The following is a 17,999-nucleotide window of genomic DNA, read 5'->3' as shown; positions in this document are numbered from 1 at the left end:
CAGCCGCGACAACTGACTGGGTCCTAGGACTTGAAGGAGACGACTTTTATACCTCGAAGGTTACGTCGAATGTGCTTGATCGCTTTCTCAAAGGGAAGCAATAACTCACAAGGGAATCGGGCTGCCTGGATGGCCAAGATCGGCAAGAAGACCAAAGTCTACTCGTCCGATCTGACGGATCAGGAGTGGGAGCAGCGCGGTCCGATGGTGCCCAAAGGAGGGCGTCGCAGTCGTCCGGGCGAGGTTGATTTCCGTGAGGTGATCAACGCGGTTCGCTACCTTGTGGGCTCGGGTTCGCGGCTGGCGGATGCTGCCGATCCTTTTCGGCGTGCCTGGCAGACGGTCTACGGCTGGTTCCGCGAGTTGGCGCGGCGGTTTTTTTTACAGACCGTCCAGGACATGGGCCCTGATGCTGGACCGCGAGCGACCCGGGCGCAAGGCCAGTCCCACGGCGGGCGTTATCGATAGCCAATCGATCAAGGCTCCGGAAGCGGCAACAAGAGGGTACGACGCCGGCAAGAAGATTGTCGGCCGCAACCGCCACATCGCCGTCGATCCGTTATGGGCGGCTGGTAATGGTCAACCTCACCCCTGCCGATATCTCCGACAGTGTCGGGGCTCAGTCGATTCTGGATGGCATCCGCAAGCGCTGGCTCTGGTGAAAGACCTGTTCGCCGACGGCGCCCACGATCCGCTCAAGCTGATGGAGAAGGCCCTACCTTGATTTTGTGGTCGAGATCATCGGCCGATCCGCTAACCACAAGCTCCTCGAAGTCTTGCCCCGCGGCCCGGTCGTCGAGCGAAGCTCCGGCTGGATGACGCGGTGGCGCCGGTTCGTGCGCGACTGCGAGAAGCGCATCGATGGTCTGCTAGAGAAATTCAAACGGTACTCACGCACCCTTGTCATCAATACAACGTGACGTAATGTTTGCAGTAAAGTCGCTCCTTCGTCAAGAAGCCTTAGTGTTTGAGTGTGCCGGTTTTCCCGCTGTGGCGGATGTGGTGTGTCGGGAAAACGGGCCTTCCTGTTGCGGACTACGTGACCTTGGCAAATATGATTTATGACCTCAGTCCAACGCCGCAGAATGAGGTCTTAGAGCACGCCGTCATATCCGGCGGCCCGAAAGTAGTTGGCGCATTCGGCCAGCACCGCGGCAAGGCTTTTCTCCTCCAGCAGCTCCTCTGCGGGCTGGGCGGCCACCCGGCGCCAGGCGAGGAGCAAAAGACCGGCGGGCCCGACATTGTCGCCCGGCCGCGTGAGCAGCACGGCATCGCGCAATGCCGCTTCATCCTCGACGGGGCCGGCCTGCCTCGGCGTTACCGCGGCAGCCGTTAGCGCCAGGCGCTGCCGCCCAGGCACCGGCCCACCGCCTTTGGCGGCGAACCACCGCGTCAAGCGCGCCGATGGCAGCGCCCGCTGTGAGCGCGACGTCCTCAACGTCTTTGCTCGCAAGGCTTTGCGCATCCGGGATGGCGCGGCGCAGCCAGGCCGGCACCGTTGCCATCGGCGCGTCGTTCGAAGGGGCACCGCCAAGCGTGGCGTAGTGGCGCGGAGAGGGTTTGGGACGCAGAATCATCGCAAACACGATGAATCATGGCGGCGCTTCTGGCAATTGATTTGCCTGACAACCGCCGCACCTGTCGCGTATTTAACACGAATGATAATGTTGCATTATCGGTCGTTTTGAAAAGCGGCCGCAAAATGCCTCAGCCGCCCTGATTTTTCACCGGAAATGAGATACATGTCGCGGCACGAAAGCTGCCGACTGTCGCCATCCCGCCGACATATTATCTTGCCTGGCGCTCGGGGTTGTCGGCTGCCAACAGCCTTGGACCCGACCAAGATGGAACGATCACAGCGTTGTCCATCTCAAGGCAGCGTATAGCGCATTTTTGGCTTTTTCGCAACCGTTCACCCTTTCATTGTTCGCTGCGTCACTCCCCTCCCCCACGGCGCCGATGTGCACGCGCCTATCTCCCAGCAATGCTTTCAACCTTGCGAGGGCAAGCCTGCAGCCGGCCGGTAGAAAATTACACGCACCGACGGGACAAGCTGATTGAGGGGATCGAAATCCCGGATGTTCCCGGTCAGAACCGTGGCTCCCAGCAGACCGGCCTGGTGAAAGATCAGCGCATCGTTGAGGAAGCGGCGTTCGTGTCCCTCCCCTTTCGGCAGATGGCTGAGCCGGAACAGCAGACCGGCAAGCATGCCAGCCCGTCCCCAGGCGGTGGCGTCGGGAGCATGCAGCCGGTGTGCTGGAATATCCTCGATCGTTTCCGCTACCACTTTCAGGACCGACTTCGTCGTGGGATGCACCGGGTCGAGCCTGCCGAAGAGGTGGCTGAGCTCGGCAAGGCAGACGGCCGAGTGGTGGCAAAGCCGATAGCTGAGAAGGTCATCAACCACTTCGGGCGTGCGTCCCTGCAGGACATCCAGATAAACGCTGGCGTCCAATAGCAGCGCGCCGCCGACAGGCTGCTGGTCCCCTGCCCAGGACAGTGCGGAATCCGGCCGCCGTTCCAGCCCGCCGGCACGCCGCTGTGGTTTGAGAGAACGCAACGCGCTCCCGAGATCAAACGCCAAGATCGATGTCCGCCGGGATGCTGCCCTTGCGGCCGACGAGCCGGATGCCAAAATCATCCTCGAGGGCTAGCCGCGACAAGGCGAGCTCAAGCAGCTCAGTATCGGAGGTGACATGAGCGCGCTTCTTTGCCGCCTCGATCAATTCCGCCGGCACCCTGCCGGAAAGGCGTGTGTTCTTGGCCGCGCCAAGAAGGCCGACCGCCCTCGCCTGCTCAAGCACCAGACGGTTCCGGGTGTGGGCGATCCGCTCCTCGCTTTCGGCTGCCGTTGCGCTACGTATGCTCATCCTGGATTCTCCTGTTGAACGAAACATAGAGAATGTTGAACGCAAAGGCAATGAACGGCAAGGGAGGCGAGCCCTGGAAGCAATCGCCGCTCGTCCATACGTGCCCGCCCGGCGCCGCGAGAAGCGTGCCCAGCCCATTGTCGTGCGTCGCGGGAAGTAAAACGCGGGGCTATCGTCAGGTGTCTCGCGGTGGACAATTCGGCGGTTGGGTCGCACGTTGTGCTCTTCGAATCGCACCACTGCGACATTCCAAGGAACGAGAGCCCCCAATGAGCAGTGCCCGTAATATCATGACGCCGCTCGACGCGATCGCCGCCGATGACCTGCCGGACATTGTCGACGTCGTCATGGAGATGGGGCGCTCGGATCAACCTCCCTCCCCTCCCCCGCAGGTCCTTGATTCGCGACAAGCATCACTGCCTTCGCATCTCGAAAAGCTGGCCGACCGTGCGCGCGATTATGTCGAGGCGGCAAGTTCGGCAAATACCCGTCGCGCCTATGCGGCCGACTGGAAGCATTTTTGCGCCTGGTGCCGGCGCCAGTCGTTTGATCCGCTGCCGCCAGATCCCCAAGTTGTCGGCCTCTACATCACGGCCCAGGCCTCGGGATCGGCAAGGGACAAAAAGTCTGTGTCGACTATTGAGCGCCGCCTGTCGTCCCTGACCTGGAACTATACGCAACGCGGTCAACCGCTCGACCGGAAGGACCGGCATATCGCCACCGTGCTCGCCGGCATCCGCAACAAACACGCCTCCCCTCCCCGTCAAAAGGAAGCCATCCTGCGCGACGATCTTGTCGCCATGCTGGAGACGCTCGACCGCGGCACGCTGCGCGGTCTGCGTGACCGCGCCATGCTGCTTTTGGGCTTCGCCGGCGGCTTGCGCCGCTCCGAGATCGTCGGCCTTGATGTTGCGCGCGATCAAACCGAGGACGGCCGCGGCTGGATTGAATTTTTCCCGGACAAGGGCGTGCTGGTTACGTTGCGCGGCAAGACCGGCTGGCGCGAGGTGGAGATCGGCCGTGGCACAGCGGACAGCACGTGCCCGGTCGTTGCCCTGCAGACCTGGCTGAAACTGGCCCGCATCGCGCATGGCCCACTCTTCCGCCGCGTCACAGGGCAAGGCAAAGCGGTGGGCACCGAGCGGCTCAACGATCAGGAGGTGGCGCGGCTGGTCAAGCGCGCAGCCTTGGCCGCCGGCGTGCGCGGCGACTTGTCGGAGGGGGAGCGCGGCCAAAAATTTTCTGGCCATTCGCTGCGCGCAGGCCTCGCTTCCTCCGCGGAGGTTGATGAACGCTATGTGCAGAAGCAGCTTGGCCACGCCTCGGCGGAGATGACACGCAAGTACCAGCGGCGTCGCGACCGCTTCCGGGTCAATCTCACCAAGGCGTCCGGGCTTTGAAAAGCCCTCCCCTTCCCCGGTCGATCCCTAGGGTGAGGCGGTCAGGTTCTTTGAGGTGATGACAACACCTCGTCGAGCACAGCGATCGCTGCGACCAGACTGTCGGCCGCCGACGCTTCGTAGTCAGGCATGATCATGAGTTGCGCAATGGCACGGCCCACGAATTCCGGGTTGAGCTTTTCCATCCGCTCTCTGGTGCGAGCGACGTGTTCGGGGAGCGTGCGCAGGGCGTTGACGACCTCGCTTAATTGAGACCGGGCAGCAGCAGCGATGTCGAAAATGTCACGCGGCTTGGCTTCCGATCCCCGGTAATAGACCTTCTTGGCGATAATTTCCGGAATGGTTTCAAGACGCACCGTCCTGCCTTCCACCACACGGGTTTCGAACGGCGTCGTCGTTAGCGCTCCGGCAACGATGAAGTCGATTTCGCCAATGCCTTCGAAGGCGAATTTCTGAAACCGAAGCCCATCACCCTGATAATCCGATGGCACCAGATCAAAACGCAGGCGGCTTTTGGACGGGTCAATGAAGCCGAGCAGTTGAGGGTCATCGAGGAAAATATCGATGTCATGGCTTTCACGATGACCGATCTGGATCATCATAGCCGTGCCGCCGCCAAATGACCATTCGAAGTCATAGCCGCCGGCATTCTCTCGAAGCTGGTCAATCAGATCGACGGCGATGCGAAAAAGCCGCCGCCATTCGGAAGGGCGCCGGCTATCCTGTTCGGCCATCACGCAGCAAGCGGATAGCTCTCGCCGGACCAGGCGGAGAACGCAGCGGCGAAGGCTTTCAGGTCGGGGACCTGGATATGATGCACCACAGCGAACTCGACCTGCAACGCGGGGGGAACTTCACCGAGAAAGGCGCTGACATGGCCGGGGTGCTGTTTGGCCAAATCGAGATCTGCAAGGCAATGCGCCAGCGTCGCGTCGCCCAGCTGCACGCTGTAGGGCCCGTTCACAGTCGTCAAGACAGATGCCAAATGCTTGCTCATGATAGCCGTAAGGTAGTCTTTTCGGGCCGATGACACAAGTTGCCACCTCTTTCGCCGTCGGGAATTGCGCGACGTTATCAAAGGATCGGGTATCCTGATCCCCTGTGTTTGAATCTCCGCCCTCAAGAGCGCATTCTCAGGCCCTCTAATCCAGGCAAAATCGCGGCAAATCGGCTACGCGCGGTTCTGTCACATTGAGCCCCGTCCTGCCTTACCGAGGTTCCTGCGCAATCTCGACGCCAGCGACGCCGGCGATGGTGCGCCTCGACCATCTGGCGTGCTAACCACCTGATCGAGACGATCGACGACTTCATAGCCAAGAATGCCCATTTCCGGCCACTTCGGGAGCCGATCGACACCACGGCAGGGCAGGCATGTTCTTGCTGCTGACCATCGGTGCTGTGGCGTAGCTTAAGCGCGCGCTCCGAACGCATCAAAGGCCGTAATCGTCGTGAAACGCCTACCCGTAGGCACGTTCCTGGACACCCCGGTGCGTTCCTGGGAATCGACGGCGTAGCTGCCAATGAGTTTACGGCCGTAAACGACGCCGCAGAGCAATGCGTTAAGCTTTCGTTAACTTTAAAGTCCTTGCAAGGATCCACAGAATCGGGCCTAAGTGCGATAAATGGACTAATGCGGATAAATATTCGCACTTACAGGTTTCAGCTTATGAATATCGCATTCGACGCCAATAAGCCTCTTTTGGATTTTGATCAGCTGATCCTGAAGCAGGGCGCGGCGCTTTCCAGCCGCCTTGAAAAGCATCGTCTCGACAACTTTCCTCCAGACGCGGTGAAAACGCTTCGGCAGTTCCAGTTGTCCGAAGTCGCCTCCTACCTCGGAATCAGCGCTGGCTATCTCAAAAACTTATCATTGAACGGCAAAGGGCCACAGCCGACTGTAACACCAACCGGGCGCCGCTCCTATACGGCCGAGCAGATGCTCGAAATGCGTCATTACCTCGACCAGAAAGGGCGGTCGGATTCTCGCATGTATGTTCCTCACCGCAAGGATGGTGAACACCTACAGATCGTAGCTGTCGTCAATTTCAAGGGTGGCAGCGGTAAGACTACCACCACTGCACATCTTGCCCAGCATCTTGCGTTGACTGGCCATCGGGTTCTTGCAATCGATCTCGATCCGCAGGCGTCTCTGACCGCATTGCACGGTATCCAGCCTGAACTGGATCAATTCCCGTCGCTCTACGAAGCCATCCGATACGATGAACATAAGAAACCAATTAGCGCGCTGATCCGGAAAACCAACTTTCCCGGTCTCGATATTATTCCGGCAAACCTCGAACTTCAGGAATTTGAATACGATACTCCGCTGATCCTCGCCGAAAAAGGCACCCGGGACATGGGGCGGCTGTTTTTCACGCGTCTCGATGCAGCTCTCTCCGATGTCGGAGACAAATTCGATGTCGTCGTCCTGGACTGCCCTCCCCAGCTTGGCTACCTGACCCTCACCGCCCTATCCTCTGCGACGGCGGTACTTGTAACGGTCCACCCGCAGATGCTGGACGTTATGTCGATGTGTCAGTTCCTGCTAATGCTTGGGGAGATACTCGATCCCATCAAGCGCGGCGGTGGAAACATGAGCCTTGACTGGATGCGCTATCTGGTTACCCGATACGAACCTGGCGACATCCCGCAGTCGCAGATGGTTCATTTCATGCGGTCGCTGTTCGGAGGTTTTGTCCTCAAGAACGAGATGGTGAAATCCACGGCAATCTCTGACGCGGGCATCACCAAGCAGACCCTGTACGAGGTCGAGAGGGGTCAACTCACCCGGTCAACGTATGATCGTGCCGTGGAATCCCTGCATTCCGTGAACGGGGAACTGATGTCGTTGATCCACAGAGCTTGGGGGAGGGCAAGCTGATGGCTAGGAAGGGTATCATGGCAGGCCTGCTGAATGAGGGCGCCGATGACGAGTTTACGCCCGTAAACTCATTCGGGAACAAGGCGTCTAATGAGCAGAACAGGGACAGCGACTCCCAACTTAACGTTGCAAACGCGATGGCTTCCAAGCCGACTACATCCGCCGGGGCTCCCGGACGCCGTGGCGCTTTCGGGATGATGAGCCGCGCCGCCGACGAGATGGCCGCCAAGGTTGCAGCTGCCGAGGAAATCGAGAAGCAGCTACTGTCCGGCACCCAGATCATCAAACTGGACCCCGACCAGTTGGAAGCCTCGTTCGTCGTCGACCGTCTTGATGGCGATGACGATTCAAGCCTACAGGAACTGATCCAGGCCATTGCGGAAAGGGGACAGGACAGCCCGATCTTGGTACGGCCGATATCAGGTTCCGAAGGTCGGTTTCAGATCGTTTTCGGGCATCGTCGAGCCAAGGCCGCGAAAGCGCTCGGCATCAAGGTGAATGCAGCAGTCAGGCAGCTCTCCGATCAGGAACACGTAATCGCTCAAGGGCAGGAAAACACTGCTCGTGCCGATCTCTCATTCATTGAGCGGGCGCTGTTCGCAAGGAAATTGGCCGAACAGTTTGACAACGCGACGATCATGTCTTCGCTGGCGATCAATAAGACCGTTTTGTCCAAACTGCAGTCTGTAACCACCAACATCCCGGAAGCCGTGATCTACAAGATCGGAGCTGCGAGGGGAGTTGGTAGGGACAGGTGGTACGATCTATCCATCCTCCTCAAGAGCAGCAATGTCGATGGCCTCGAACATCTGTTGGGGCAGGACAAGTTCAAGAAAGCCAGTTCCAACGACCGCTTTCTGATGGTCTTCAATCTCGCGAATAAGGCCAACAAGACAGCCTCGACGAAGAAGGTGAAGGCGGTAGCTGCCAACTGCTGGGCTCCTAGAGACAAATCAGTCAGCATCATCACCAAATCACGTCCCAAGGATTTCTCGCTCGTGCTCACGGAAAAGGAGGCGAAGCCCTTCGGCGAGTGGATTTCAAGCAATCTGGGCGAACTCTACGAAGCGTTCAGAAAGTCGAAACAGGAGAACTGAAACCGCAAAAGAAAAAGGCCCCCGAACGTCACCGTCGCGGAAGCCCTTCTCAACCATAAGCAAGCTGAGAATCACATTTTCGCGAATCAGTGTCAAGAGTTTTAAGCGTCGGTTCGGCGGACGGATTTCTTTTGCCTAATTGAAGGCGAAGGAACAAATGGAGACGGGTATTGCAACGACGCCCTTTGGGCGGCGGCCGATGTCGCTTGCCATGCTGGCAGCGCAAAACGAGTCACGTGAGATCCCCAAGGGCAGGGTCGTCGACAAATGGCAGGTCTATCGCAACCTCTGCGAGGGCAAGAGCATCGTCGGCATCGGCGATCGCGCTCTGGCCGTCCTGAATGCGTTGCTATCATTCTATCCTGACAGCGAACTGAGTGAGGAAAACAGCCTCATCGTGTTTCCCTCGAACGCACAGCTGTCCCTTAGAGCTCATGGAATGCCCGAACCCACGGCCAGGCGACACCTGGCGGCTCTTGTTGACTGCGGGCTGATCATCCGTCGAGATAGCCCGAACGGTAAGCGCTACGCCCGCAAGGGCAGGGGAGGGGAGATTCAGGAAGCGTTTGGCTTCTCCCTGGCGCCCCTGCTGGCGCGTGCTCACGAGTTCGAGGCGGTGGCTGAGCGTGTTCGCGCCGACAGCCGGGCGCTCAGGCTTATGCGGGAGCGGATTACCTTGCACCGCCGTGACATCCACAAGCTGATCGAGGCGGCGGTTGACGAAGATGTGCCGGGCGACTGGGGAGGCCTGTGGAAGCGTTTCCGCGGCATCGTGGAGGCAATTCCGCGCCGAGCCTCCATCATTGAGCTCGAGCCGATCGTGGGCGATCTGGCCGTATTGCATGACGATGTGGATAAACTGCTGGAAACTCATATGAAATCCACGAATCCGAACGGCAATGACTCTCAAAACGAGCGGCAGCAATCTGATTCAAATACCGACTCTACTTTTGAATTTGAACCTGCTTTAGAGAAAAGCGGGGCGACGGCCGAGCCCAGGACGAGGACCGCAGAGGCGCCGAAAACATACCCGCTGGGGATGGTGCTGAAAGCTTGCCCGGAAATTGCTGACTATGCAGTCGACGGGATCAGTAACTGGCGCGATCTCATGATAACCGCCGCCCAGGTGCGGGGATATCTCGGTGTTTCGCCGTCAGCGTATGAGGAAGCCTGCCATGCGATGGGTCAGGAGACTGCGGCGATGGTGATCGCCTGTATCCTGCAACGTGCTCAGCACATCAATTCCGCCGGCGGCTACCTTCGGGCGCTGACTGATAAGGCCAAGGCGGGGACTTTTTCGGTCGGGCCGATGCTGATGGCGGCGCTCAAGGCCAAGGGCGCCACAGCAAGGATGACGGGATGATGATCGCCAATCCCGCAGCTTATCGCTTTGCGCCCAGCTCGAGCGCGAACTACGATGGCCGGCTGATACCTGTGGAAGCCCGGAAAAGCCGTATCTTCCGGAAGAAAAGAGTTCAGCCGATGACCACCACCGTCGCCGCCGCCGCCGTCTCGAAAGACTTCGGCGCCTATCAAGATGCCGCGGTTCGCGACCCTGTCATCATCACCAAGAACGGCCAGCCGTGCACCGTGCTGCTGGCTTACGAGGATTTTGTCCGGCTGTCGAAGCGCGACCGCCAGGTCGATCTGACCGCGGAACTCAGCGCGGACGAAATCGCCGCTGTCGAAGCCGTCGAAATGGACCCGGGCCTTGACCATCTCAACAGCGAGCTTCCTCCGGCAAAGGTCTGACGGATGGAAGCTCGCTCCTCTCCGGCTCTTTCCAGCGCTAGGCTGGTCTTGCCAAACCTGACGCGGTCCGCGCAGCGACACGGTGTCCAGCGATTCCGTGAGTTCGGCCGCGGAGCGGCGCCCAGTCATCCTTGCAATCGTGGAGTGCCACTCCTATTTTGCAAGGAAAAATCGAAGCTCACGCCGCGTCGGCTGCTGCCGTCGAGCATTCCAGAATCGCGATCAGATCATCCGGCGGCACCCCCTCTTCTGAGGCGAGTGCGGCGTGTTTGTTGCGCCTGCCGGCCATGACCGCGACGATATGATTGTTCTTGCCCAACGCGCATTTCCGGGTTTTGATCGACGAGAGAGAGCATCTCCTCTAGAAAGATCAAAAAGAAAGGGCGGTTTATCGTTCGTTTTTAACTGTCGACGGGCACGGCGGCTTTCGGCCATTTTCGTTGCCAGAAGCGCCGCGATGATTCATGCTGTCGACGATGATTCTGCGCCCGAAACTGCTTCGCCATGCACCTGTGGTCGTCACCTGTGCAGCCCCGGCTGTGCTGGCCACTCCCGTGCCGACCTGGCTGCGCGCCGTGGCGGCCGGTCCGGACTCGATTGAAAACGCTGCGTTTGCCGCGGCCGCGGCGCTGACCGCCCTCGATGCGGTGGTGCGCCGGCAGGAGCGATGGGCCGGCGCCTGGCGGCAGCGCCTGGCACTCGGGGCAGCGGCGGCAACGGCCAAACGCGCCGGCCGGGTCGAGGACGAGGCGGCGCTGCGCGACGCGCTGCTGCTCACCCGTCCCGGCGACGACGTTGGACCCGCCGGCCGTATGCTGCTTGCCTGGCGAACGCTGGCATCGCGTCCGGTCGCGACGTTGGTCAGCGAGGCGGTATTGGTCGATGTCGCCGCGGATCTGGGGAGCGCGCTTGACGACGCGGCGGCCGGCCAAATCGGCGACGAAATCCAGGCGATGGCTGGCGCGGTCGGTAACGCAGTCGCTGGCGCGGTCGACGCGATGGCCGTGCTCGAGCGTCATCACGGTCGCGCCGCGCGCGAGCTTGGACCGTGGCTTGCCGACGCTGTTCTGGCCGACCGGCTAGGGTGGGCGCATGCGGTGCCCCTGTCCGGCTTGCACCCGGTGGCGGGCGGTCGTCGGTCACCCCATGCCCAACGGGAATCCGGGCAGGCGTCCCGGCAACGCATTTGGGCGGCTTATGCCCAGGCGGCGCTGCAGGCGATGGATCTTGCGGCCGAGCTCGGCCGCCGCGCCGACCGCCTGCTGGCTGTCGCCCCAAAGCTGCGGGCGAAAGGGGCGGACAATGTCGTCGAGAAGCTGCTGTCCGACGACGCGATCGTCGCATCCTCAAACATCGCCGGCATAAGCGACCGCGGCCTGCGCCGCCTGTTCGACCGGCTGATCGAACTTGGCGCCGTGCGCGAGCTGTCCGGCCGTCCGACCTTCCGCATCTACGGGCTGTGAGACGATGGAGCAGGCGAGGGGGAAAAGGGCGAAGGAGCGATCAGATGACCACCTGTTCGACCGCGAACTGGATCACCTGCCGCCAGAAGTACGTTGGCGCGAATGGATGAACCGCGTCGAAGCAACCATCTTCGCCGCCAGCGAACCGGTCAGCCGCGAGGTGCTTACCCGCATCGTCGGCAAGACCTGCAGCATCGACCTTTTGATCGACGACATCCGCGAGGAGCTGCGGGGCCGGCCCTACGATCTGGTCGCGGTCGCCAGCGGCTGGAAGCACCTGACGCGGCCGGCCTATGCCGACGCCATCCGTACGGCCGTAGGCTCTAGCGAACGCGCCGTCGACCTCACGCAATCCGAAGTGCTGGTCTTGATGTGCATTGCCTTCTTTCAGCCGATGACGCGCGCCGAACTCTCGTCATTCTTCGGCAAGGAGATCAGCCGCGACCTGATCGGCAATTTGCGCTCCTTCGGCCTGATCGCCTCAGGCCCGCGAAGCCCGACGCCCGGCGCCCCTTATACCTATGTGACGACGAAACAGTTCCTGCTGGAATTCGGGCTTGAAACCTTGCGCGATCTTCCCGACTTCGAGGCTCTCGAGGATGCGGGGCTGCTGTCGAAGGAAAAGCTTCTGGCGGGCGACATCATGCCGGGGTTTTTCGCCCCCGGCGAGAGTGATGCCGACGCCGACGAATAGAGCGCCTGTGCCTGGCCGAATGAACGCCATCGTCACCGCAACGAGCGATATGACGGCGAGATCGATTTTCCGCACGAGGTCCCTCAACGGCGCACAATCCGGATAGTGTTGCATCAGCATGGACTGTGCGAGGCGGAGGTCCTCGATGTGTTGTTCGCCAGCTTCTGGCGTTCCTCCGGCGGAATTCTCTCCGCAGTAGAGGTCGAAAACACCTCATCGGGCATGGCCGCCCGATCGTGTTCGCATTGAGCCCAGTCATCAAGCTCGCTTCGGACTGCATCAACGCGCTTGCACACGCCCGCGCGCGCCCGCATGTCGGTCAGCACACCCTTCAGCAGGGTTGTCTATCCTGGCATGCCCGTCCACGGGCATCGCCGCCTCCGGACGCCGCCGCCGCTTGCAACTAGCTAAACGGCAGCCGGTACTCGACAGCGGTATTGGGACCGCCTGGCGCGGTAGCTTTTCGTTGAACGTTTCTCGCGAGCTTCGCCTCGGCTTTAGCCTTCTCTCCCGGAGTCACAAAAGGAGCGTGACCGTCGATGGCGACCCGGTCACAATTCGCGGGCACGATCGGTGAAGGGCCTTTGGAAAGCGCCTTGAGAAGCCCATCAAGCGAATATCCCTTCGACGCATCGGCATACAGGTAAAGTTCACAGCTTCCCGGATAGTACATCCGCGCCCATTCCGGCCTTGCGAGCGACCAGTTGTGTCGCCTCGCCCAGCTGCGGGATCTAGTCCGCAACGCCTGCAATCGACCTGGATACGAACAGCTACTCGGTCCCTTGGCGCCTGATCGGTGAAAGCGTCCAGGTCGTGGTGCTGGCAGGCCGCGTGATCATCCGTCATGCCGGCCAGGTAGTGGCCGACCACGCCCTGTGCCGAAGGCGACGACAGCGCATCGTGGACCGAATGCATTTTGTCGGCGTTGCCGGCTTCGAAGGGCCGGTGCGCGCCGAGCGCATCGAGATCACCCCCGGCCACCTTGCTGCGGCCACTCGCCGAGTACGAAGCGGTGGTCGGAGGGGGCTGGTGATGACGACCCTAGATCATGACCTGCTGATCGCAATCCTGGATCGGCTGAAGTTGACGGCGATCCGCGACCAGCTCGACACGCTGCTGGACGAAGCGGCCCGTTCAAAGATGACCTTGCGTGAGGCCTTGGCTTTCCTGGCGTCGAGCGAGATCGCACGGCGCGACGAGCGACGCATCTCCATGTCGAGCAAGATCGCGCAGTTCCCGTTCGTCCGCGAACTCGACGGCTTCGACTTCACGCGCAGCCATCGGTCTGCTTCAGCCAAACGTATTCATAGTTATAGGACAGGCCTTGCTATGTCCGAACGTCACTGCGCGGCAAAAACGTTGGAATTCTCGAGAAATAAGGTATTGGACAGTGCCCAATTTACCCTCGGAAAAGTTGGATATGGCGTTTCGTTATCGATGAGGGCGGTGTAGAGCCCAAGTCAATTTTAACAAGTATCTCGGGGGAGATCTTGGATCTGCACGACCTAAAGTCGCTGTTGCAGCGGCATTTCAGCGATGGGCTTGTGACCATCGTCGGCTCAGGCTTGTCTTGCGCTGAGGGTCTGCCAGGCATGGCCGAAATCGCGCAACATCTTCAGGCTGTACTAGTAGACGATCTCACCCCCTTCGATGCAGAACAATGGGCGGTTCTTAGCCCACTCATCGCTGACAAGGGACTGGAGGCCGCTTTATTGGAAGTGGCCCCAACTCCAGCACTGGAAACGGCAATCGTTGCGCGGACGGGGCAGTTTATCGCAAATCGGGAGCGCGAAATCGTCGAAGAGGTTTTTGCAAAGTCCAGAACGCTGCGTTTCACGCGACTGTTGGCGCATCTCCTTAAGCCGGATAGCGGCACCCCAATCATAACCACGAATTACGACCGATTGATCGAGATTGCCGCCGAAGAAGCAGGACTTGGCGTGGATACGATGTTTGTCGGCCAGTTTGCAGGCATCCTCAATGAACATGAAAGTCGTCTCGGCTTTTGTCGCGAAGTGAGCCTCCGCGGAAAGCAGGTTCAATGGAGATACCGCCAGCGGGTGAATGTGTTTAAGCCGCATGGCAGTCTCGATTGGTACCATCGAGACGGTCGGCCAGTGCGCTATGCTGGCGATTTGACATCGCCACGTCTGATCATAACTCCTGGATTGAATAAGTTCCGCAATGGCTACGAGAGCCCTTTTGATCGGCATCGAGAGAGGGCGAATTCTGCAATCGATCGCGCTAGCCGTTTTCTGGTCATTGGCTACGGGTTCAACGATGATCACCTCGAGACTCACCTCACGCCTCGTATTCGTAGCGGTGTTCCGACGCTGTTACTGACGCGCGGGTTGTCTCCCAACGCGATGAAACTCGTTGAAGAGTGTCCGAACGTAGTAGCGATTCAGCACGCCGTGGTCGGAGGCAGTCAAGGTTCATCGGTGTTTGTGGATAGGGCGGAAATGCAGGTACCGGACCTCGCCCTTTGGGAACTGAACTCCTTCATTTCTGAGGTGCTTGAACCATGACCGAAGCCGCATTGCAGTTTTCCGATGGCGACCGAATTGGGCGTGTCGCCTCCGTCGATACCAGCCGTGTTGCAGTCGACGTCACCAATTCGGTCCTGCTCACCCGCATTGGCATAGGCCAACTCGTTGCCATTCGGGGGGCGACTGAGAGGGAGTACCTGATTGCGATGACAGAGCGGGTTACGCGCAGCATGCGCGAGGAACTGCCTGCGCAGGGCAGTGACGACGAGACTGGCGCACTTCTCGCCGCAGTGCCGACCGACATTCTGCAAGGTGTCCTTATAGGCACATTCCGAACTGTCGAAGGGGCGAAGATCAATACATTCAAACGAGGTGCCGACAGCTTCCCGCAGATTGATCGTGAATGCTACGTGATCGAAAGCCTAAACCTACAAAGGTTTATGGGAATCTTGGGTGCGGGATTCTCCGAAGACGAAAGGCTAAAGCTAGGTGTCTTCGTTGCTGATCCTTCGGCCGATGCCATTGCCAGCGGCGATAAGTTTTTCCAGCGCCATGCCGCAATCCTCGGCAGTACAGGGTCAGGAAAGAGTTGGGCCGTCGCACTGATCCTTGAACGCGCAGCCAAGCTCAAATTCCCAAATATAATCGTATTCGACATGCATGGGGAATACGCACCTTTAGCGGACAAAGCCGCTGGCGGATTCGCCGAGCGTTTCCGCATCGCTGGTCCAGGCGATCTTGAGAAACCCGGGGATGATGTCCTGTTTCTTCCGTACTGGCTGCTAAACCGCGACGAAATGTTGTCGATGATCCTCGATCGCAGCGATCAGAATGCGCCAAATCAGGCTTCACGGTTCACGCTACACGTTCGCAATCTGAAAGGGCGAACGTTGGATAACGAGGGCAAAGCCAGCGTGAAGAAAACTTTCACCGTGGATTCGCCTATCCCATACAACGTAAGAGAATTGTTCGGATTATTAGATGCTGACAACAGCACCAAGGGAATGGGGAAGACGGGTCCTATTAAGGGTGAATGGGAGGATAAGCTGACCCGCTTCCTTTCACGTCTAGAAGCCAAATTAGATGATCGACGCTACGGATTCATGTTCGCGCCCTCAGAAGCAGCCTCTAGTTACGAGTGGCTTGCAAAACAGGCGCTGAAGCTTCTGAGTGCCGGAGATGGATCTGGAATCAAGATCATCGACTTTTCGGAGGTACCTGCGGATGTGCTACCTGTCGTAACTGGCACGCTCGCTCGGCTCCTGTATGATGTCCAGTTCTGGATGGGTGGGAAAGCGCGCACGCCAGTCACCCTGCTTTGCGACGAGGCGCATCTGTACCTTCCTGTTCGCGACGATGCCGATGCCGTGCAACGACAGGCGCTGGGTTCTTTCGAGCGCATAGCAAAGGAGGGACGAAAGTACGGCTTCTCTCTGCTGGTGGTGAGCCAGCGACCCTCGGACGTAAGTCGAACGATCCTCAGTCAGTGCAACAATTTTCTTGCGTTGCGGCTTACCAATGAGACTGACCAAGGTGTGATCAAGCGTCTCATGCCGGATTCGTTAGCTGGCCTCACGAGCATCCTTCCCTTGCTTGACGTGGGGGAGGCGCTTTTGCTCGGGGACGCAGTACTGTTACCCACCCGAATTCGGCTTGATGTTCCAAAGATCAGGCCGGACAGCGCGACGCGCGATTTTTGGACCGAATGGGGCTCGGTTAGGCCAGATGTCGCTGCGATAACGGCAGCGGTGGAATGCCTACGTAGCCAATCACGCAGAGAATGAACTTGGGTAACACTCCCACCTCCGGCAACTATAGAGGCGCAGGTACGGCATCGGACTTTCCATCGGCCGTGTCGGCGTTCAGCCCCGTTTAGATTGGTCCGTAATGATTTTTAAGAGGTAATCAGCGTCTACGACGTGGATGTGTTGTGCGCCAGCGCGCTCCACGATTCCGTCCAGTACGATTTCCAAATTCTCCAATTCGCCAGTCAGCGAAAACACTGCTCCGCCGCTGTAGCCATCGACAACCGGCCGCTCGCGAACATTAAGGTAGCGCCGGTAAAATTCGACATTTGTGAGGTAGCTCTTGTCTAGATCGCAGTCAGAGATCGCTCGCTTGATGTGAATGGAGCCAGGTTGTTCGGGGACGAAACCTTCTAGGTACTCATCCATCACGATTGTCGGGTAGCCGACCAAGAAGGACTTGACCCGGTTGGCCCTAGAGAATGGCGCAAGAGGATAGAAAAACGGCTGGTCAGAATGCTGAGTTTCCAAGTGTCCGCCGCCTTGAAAAGCAGGACGTCGTGGTACTCTTCGTCCTCATTCGAAAGTTCGAAGATGCAGGCCTTTAGTGGGATGTTTGAAAGTAGCCGCTTGCCGCTCCCTATCCTGATCGTATCGAGAATGTCCGTTGGCACGCTTGCACCACGGGCTATGCCCAACTGATGTCTCGTGGCGACGACGTAGTTCACACCCGTATCGGACCAACGTTGCTGAGCCAGCGCGGCCTAGTGGAAGCGACCGGTCGCTGGCCTCATGAAAGACCATGCGACAGGATTGCGTGATTGTCTCGTAGACATCTCCCGGCTTAAGAAAAAGCCGTCCTACTTTGACGGCATTGATGCCGGGGTAATCTCGAATGAACATCACGGTCGACTTTCCAAAGGCGGGCCTTTGTCGACGATCTTCCCCGCTTCCTTCCGAGATTGATCAGATCTTCGCGAACGCATTCGGTCGCAATCATCACGCTGTAGCAAATCTCCGAAAGATCGTGCCGACTGAGGCGAATTTGCTCCCGAGGCTAAACACCGTTGTCCGCTCAACTTCGCGTAAAGGATCGCTTCTCCCTTTTCGACATAAAGCGTTCGTCACGATACGGCGCTGAGGTTGCATCTTGTCCATCCTCCAGCATCAATGACCTCGTGCGCCAGCGTAGCACGAACGGCTTGACGTTGCCCCTTTGGCTTAATCCGGTTTGAAGTTCGCTCTGGCCCAACGCGAGGACCAGAGAATGAAGCGCAGCCGTTTCAGTGAAGAGCAGATCATCGAGATTTTGAAGGAGCACGAGGCCGGAGTTTCGGTGGCCGATCTATGCCGCAAGCACGGGGTCAGCGACGCCAGCATCTACAAATGGAAGGCGAAGTATGGCGGCATGGACGTGTCGGAAGCGAAGCGGCTGAAGACGCTGGAGGACGAGTACGCTCGTCTGAAGCGGCTCCTGGCGGATGCCATGCCGCCATACTTTGCCTGCCAAATCGCTCCCCCAAATGTACCAGTTCATGCCTTTTGTCGACGGCGTGCTGAGGCTCGGTTAAGCCGACCAAATCAATGCAGACAATGTTGCTCTTCAAG

The 17,999-nt window shown here is 59.2% G+C and carries 19 protein-coding genes and 4 pseudogenes; 14 read left to right on the top strand and 9 right to left on the bottom strand.

The annotated features are described in order from the left end of the window. Window positions 1-129 precede the first annotated feature (129 nt). Together NKH80_RS16055 and NKH80_RS16050 are read left to right on the top strand one after the other, a co-directional pair. Window positions 130-468 carry a transposase gene (locus NKH80_RS16055; protein ID WP_352992469.1) on the top strand — a complete coding sequence of 113 codons (339 nt, stop codon included), beginning with the start codon at window positions 130-132 and terminating at the stop codon, window positions 466-468. Beyond that, a complete protein-coding gene (locus NKH80_RS16050; RefSeq protein ID WP_352992467.1) occupies window positions 410-724 on the top strand; it encodes a transposase in 315 nt (104 codons plus the stop codon). Before NKH80_RS16055 ends, NKH80_RS16050 begins: the two co-directional genes overlap by 59 nt. A gap of 414 nt (window positions 725-1,138) precedes the next feature. Here the strand turns inward: NKH80_RS16050 and NKH80_RS16045 are convergent. The 3 genes and pseudogenes from NKH80_RS16045 to NKH80_RS16035 form a co-directional block, all read right to left on the bottom strand. After that, window positions 1,139-1,577: pseudogene (locus NKH80_RS16045) on the bottom strand (DUF1403 family protein); the annotation flags it as partial. A 413-nt stretch (window positions 1,578-1,990) separates the two neighbouring features. Continuing rightward, window positions 1,991-2,584: a type II toxin-antitoxin system VapC family toxin gene (locus NKH80_RS16040; RefSeq protein ID WP_352992465.1), complete on the bottom strand. Its 594-nt coding sequence runs from the start codon at window positions 2,582-2,584 to the stop codon at window positions 1,991-1,993. Then, window positions 2,574-2,870 carry a hypothetical protein gene (locus NKH80_RS16035; RefSeq protein WP_352992463.1) on the bottom strand — a complete coding sequence of 99 codons (297 nt, stop codon included), beginning with the start codon at window positions 2,868-2,870 and terminating at the stop codon, window positions 2,574-2,576. The genes NKH80_RS16040 and NKH80_RS16035 overlap by 11 nt, the downstream gene beginning before the upstream one ends. A 269-nt stretch (window positions 2,871-3,139) precedes the next feature. Here NKH80_RS16035 and NKH80_RS16030 point away from each other — a divergent pair, with 269 nt between their 5' ends. After that, window positions 3,140-4,270, top strand: coding sequence for a site-specific integrase (locus NKH80_RS16030; RefSeq protein WP_352992461.1), 1,131 nt, complete (start codon window positions 3,140-3,142; stop codon window positions 4,268-4,270). Window positions 4,271-4,311: 41 nt separating this feature from the next. Here NKH80_RS16030 and NKH80_RS16025 read toward each other — a convergent pair whose 3' ends face one another. Together NKH80_RS16025 and NKH80_RS16020 are read right to left on the bottom strand one after the other, a co-directional pair. Then, window positions 4,312-5,004, bottom strand: a complete 693-nt coding sequence (locus tag NKH80_RS16025) for a nucleotidyl transferase AbiEii/AbiGii toxin family protein (protein WP_352725240.1) — start codon at window positions 5,002-5,004, stop codon at window positions 4,312-4,314. After that, window positions 5,004-5,234 carry a hypothetical protein gene (locus tag NKH80_RS16020; protein WP_352992489.1) on the bottom strand — a complete coding sequence of 77 codons (231 nt, stop codon included), beginning with the start codon at window positions 5,232-5,234 and terminating at the stop codon, window positions 5,004-5,006. Before NKH80_RS16020 ends, NKH80_RS16025 begins: the two co-directional genes overlap by 1 nt. A gap of 702 nt (window positions 5,235-5,936) precedes the next feature. On the opposite strand from NKH80_RS16020, the gene repA reads away from it, so the two are divergent. From repA to NKH80_RS16000, 4 genes are all read left to right on the top strand, one after another. Then, window positions 5,937-7,151, top strand: a complete 1,215-nt coding sequence (gene repA / locus NKH80_RS16015; protein WP_352725238.1) for a plasmid partitioning protein RepA — start codon at window positions 5,937-5,939, stop codon at window positions 7,149-7,151. A 17-nt stretch (window positions 7,152-7,168) separates the two neighbouring features. Next, window positions 7,169-8,248 carry a plasmid partitioning protein RepB gene (gene repB / locus NKH80_RS16010; protein WP_352992458.1) on the top strand — a complete coding sequence of 360 codons (1,080 nt, stop codon included), beginning with the start codon at window positions 7,169-7,171 and terminating at the stop codon, window positions 8,246-8,248. A 157-nt stretch (window positions 8,249-8,405) separates the two neighbouring features. After that, entirely contained in the window at window positions 8,406-9,611 is a 1,206-nt protein-coding gene (repC, locus tag NKH80_RS16005) for a plasmid replication protein RepC (RefSeq protein WP_352992456.1), read from the top strand. 119 nt (window positions 9,612-9,730) lie between these two features. Further along, a complete protein-coding gene (locus NKH80_RS16000; protein WP_352992487.1) occupies window positions 9,731-10,000 on the top strand; it encodes a type II toxin-antitoxin system Phd/YefM family antitoxin in 270 nt (89 codons plus the stop codon). Window positions 10,001-10,178: 178 nt separating this feature from the next. Here the strand turns inward: NKH80_RS16000 and NKH80_RS15995 are convergent, their stop codons facing one another. Further along, on the bottom strand, window positions 10,179-10,319 hold the full coding sequence (locus NKH80_RS15995) for a hypothetical protein (RefSeq protein ID WP_352992454.1): 141 nt from the start codon (window positions 10,317-10,319) through the stop codon (window positions 10,179-10,181). A gap of 145 nt (window positions 10,320-10,464) precedes the next feature. Between NKH80_RS15995 and NKH80_RS15990 the strand changes: the two genes are divergently transcribed. Beyond that, a complete protein-coding gene (locus tag NKH80_RS15990) occupies window positions 10,465-11,463 on the top strand; it encodes a DUF1403 family protein (protein ID WP_502900962.1) in 999 nt (332 codons plus the stop codon). 4 nt (window positions 11,464-11,467) lie between these two features. Beyond that, window positions 11,468-12,157: an SMC-Scp complex subunit ScpB gene (gene scpB / locus NKH80_RS15985; protein WP_352992453.1), complete on the top strand. Its 690-nt coding sequence runs from the start codon at window positions 11,468-11,470 to the stop codon at window positions 12,155-12,157. Window positions 12,158-12,270: 113 nt separating this feature from the next. Here scpB and NKH80_RS30120 read toward each other — a convergent pair whose 3' ends face one another. Continuing rightward, complete coding sequence (locus tag NKH80_RS30120; RefSeq protein ID WP_502900963.1) at window positions 12,271-12,471, bottom strand: hypothetical protein; 201 nt, start codon at window positions 12,469-12,471, stop codon at window positions 12,271-12,273. 89 nt (window positions 12,472-12,560) lie between these two features. Next, a complete protein-coding gene (locus NKH80_RS15980) occupies window positions 12,561-12,830 on the bottom strand; it encodes a hypothetical protein (protein WP_352992451.1) in 270 nt (89 codons plus the stop codon). Window positions 12,831-12,876: 46 nt separating this feature from the next. Between NKH80_RS15980 and NKH80_RS15975 the strand changes: the two are divergent. From NKH80_RS15975 to NKH80_RS15960, 4 genes and pseudogenes are all read left to right on the top strand, one after another. Next, window positions 12,877-13,190 (top strand): annotated as a pseudogene (locus NKH80_RS15975) (Mu transposase domain-containing protein); the annotation flags it as partial. Further along, window positions 13,190-13,426: pseudogene (locus NKH80_RS30115) on the top strand (ATP-binding protein); the annotation flags it as partial. The pseudogenes NKH80_RS15975 and NKH80_RS30115, both read left to right, overlap by 1 nt. Window positions 13,427-13,647: 221 nt before the next feature. Continuing rightward, entirely contained in the window at window positions 13,648-14,685 is a 1,038-nt protein-coding gene (locus NKH80_RS15965; RefSeq protein WP_352992447.1) for an SIR2 family protein, read from the top strand. Beyond that, complete coding sequence (locus NKH80_RS15960) at window positions 14,682-16,430, top strand: ATP-binding protein (protein ID WP_352992445.1); 1,749 nt, start codon at window positions 14,682-14,684, stop codon at window positions 16,428-16,430. Before NKH80_RS15965 ends, NKH80_RS15960 begins: the two co-directional genes overlap by 4 nt. A gap of 78 nt (window positions 16,431-16,508) precedes the next feature. Here the strand turns inward: NKH80_RS15960 and NKH80_RS15955 are convergent, their stop codons facing one another. Beyond that, on the bottom strand, window positions 16,509-16,922 hold the full coding sequence (locus tag NKH80_RS15955) for a hypothetical protein (RefSeq protein WP_352992443.1): 414 nt from the start codon (window positions 16,920-16,922) through the stop codon (window positions 16,509-16,511). Window positions 16,923-17,658: 736 nt separating this feature from the next. On the opposite strand from NKH80_RS15955, the pseudogene NKH80_RS15950 reads away from it, so the two are divergent. Further along, window positions 17,659-17,880: pseudogene (locus NKH80_RS15950) on the top strand (transposase); the annotation flags it as partial. Window positions 17,881-17,999: the final 119 nt, after the last annotated feature.

The sequence above is a fragment of the Mesorhizobium sp. M0904 genome (assembly GCF_040319475.1).
Taxonomy (GTDB): domain Bacteria; phylum Pseudomonadota; class Alphaproteobacteria; order Rhizobiales; family Rhizobiaceae; genus Mesorhizobium.
Note: the sequence above shows the minus strand (reverse complement) of the source record. Positions and strands in the feature narration are given on the sequence as shown.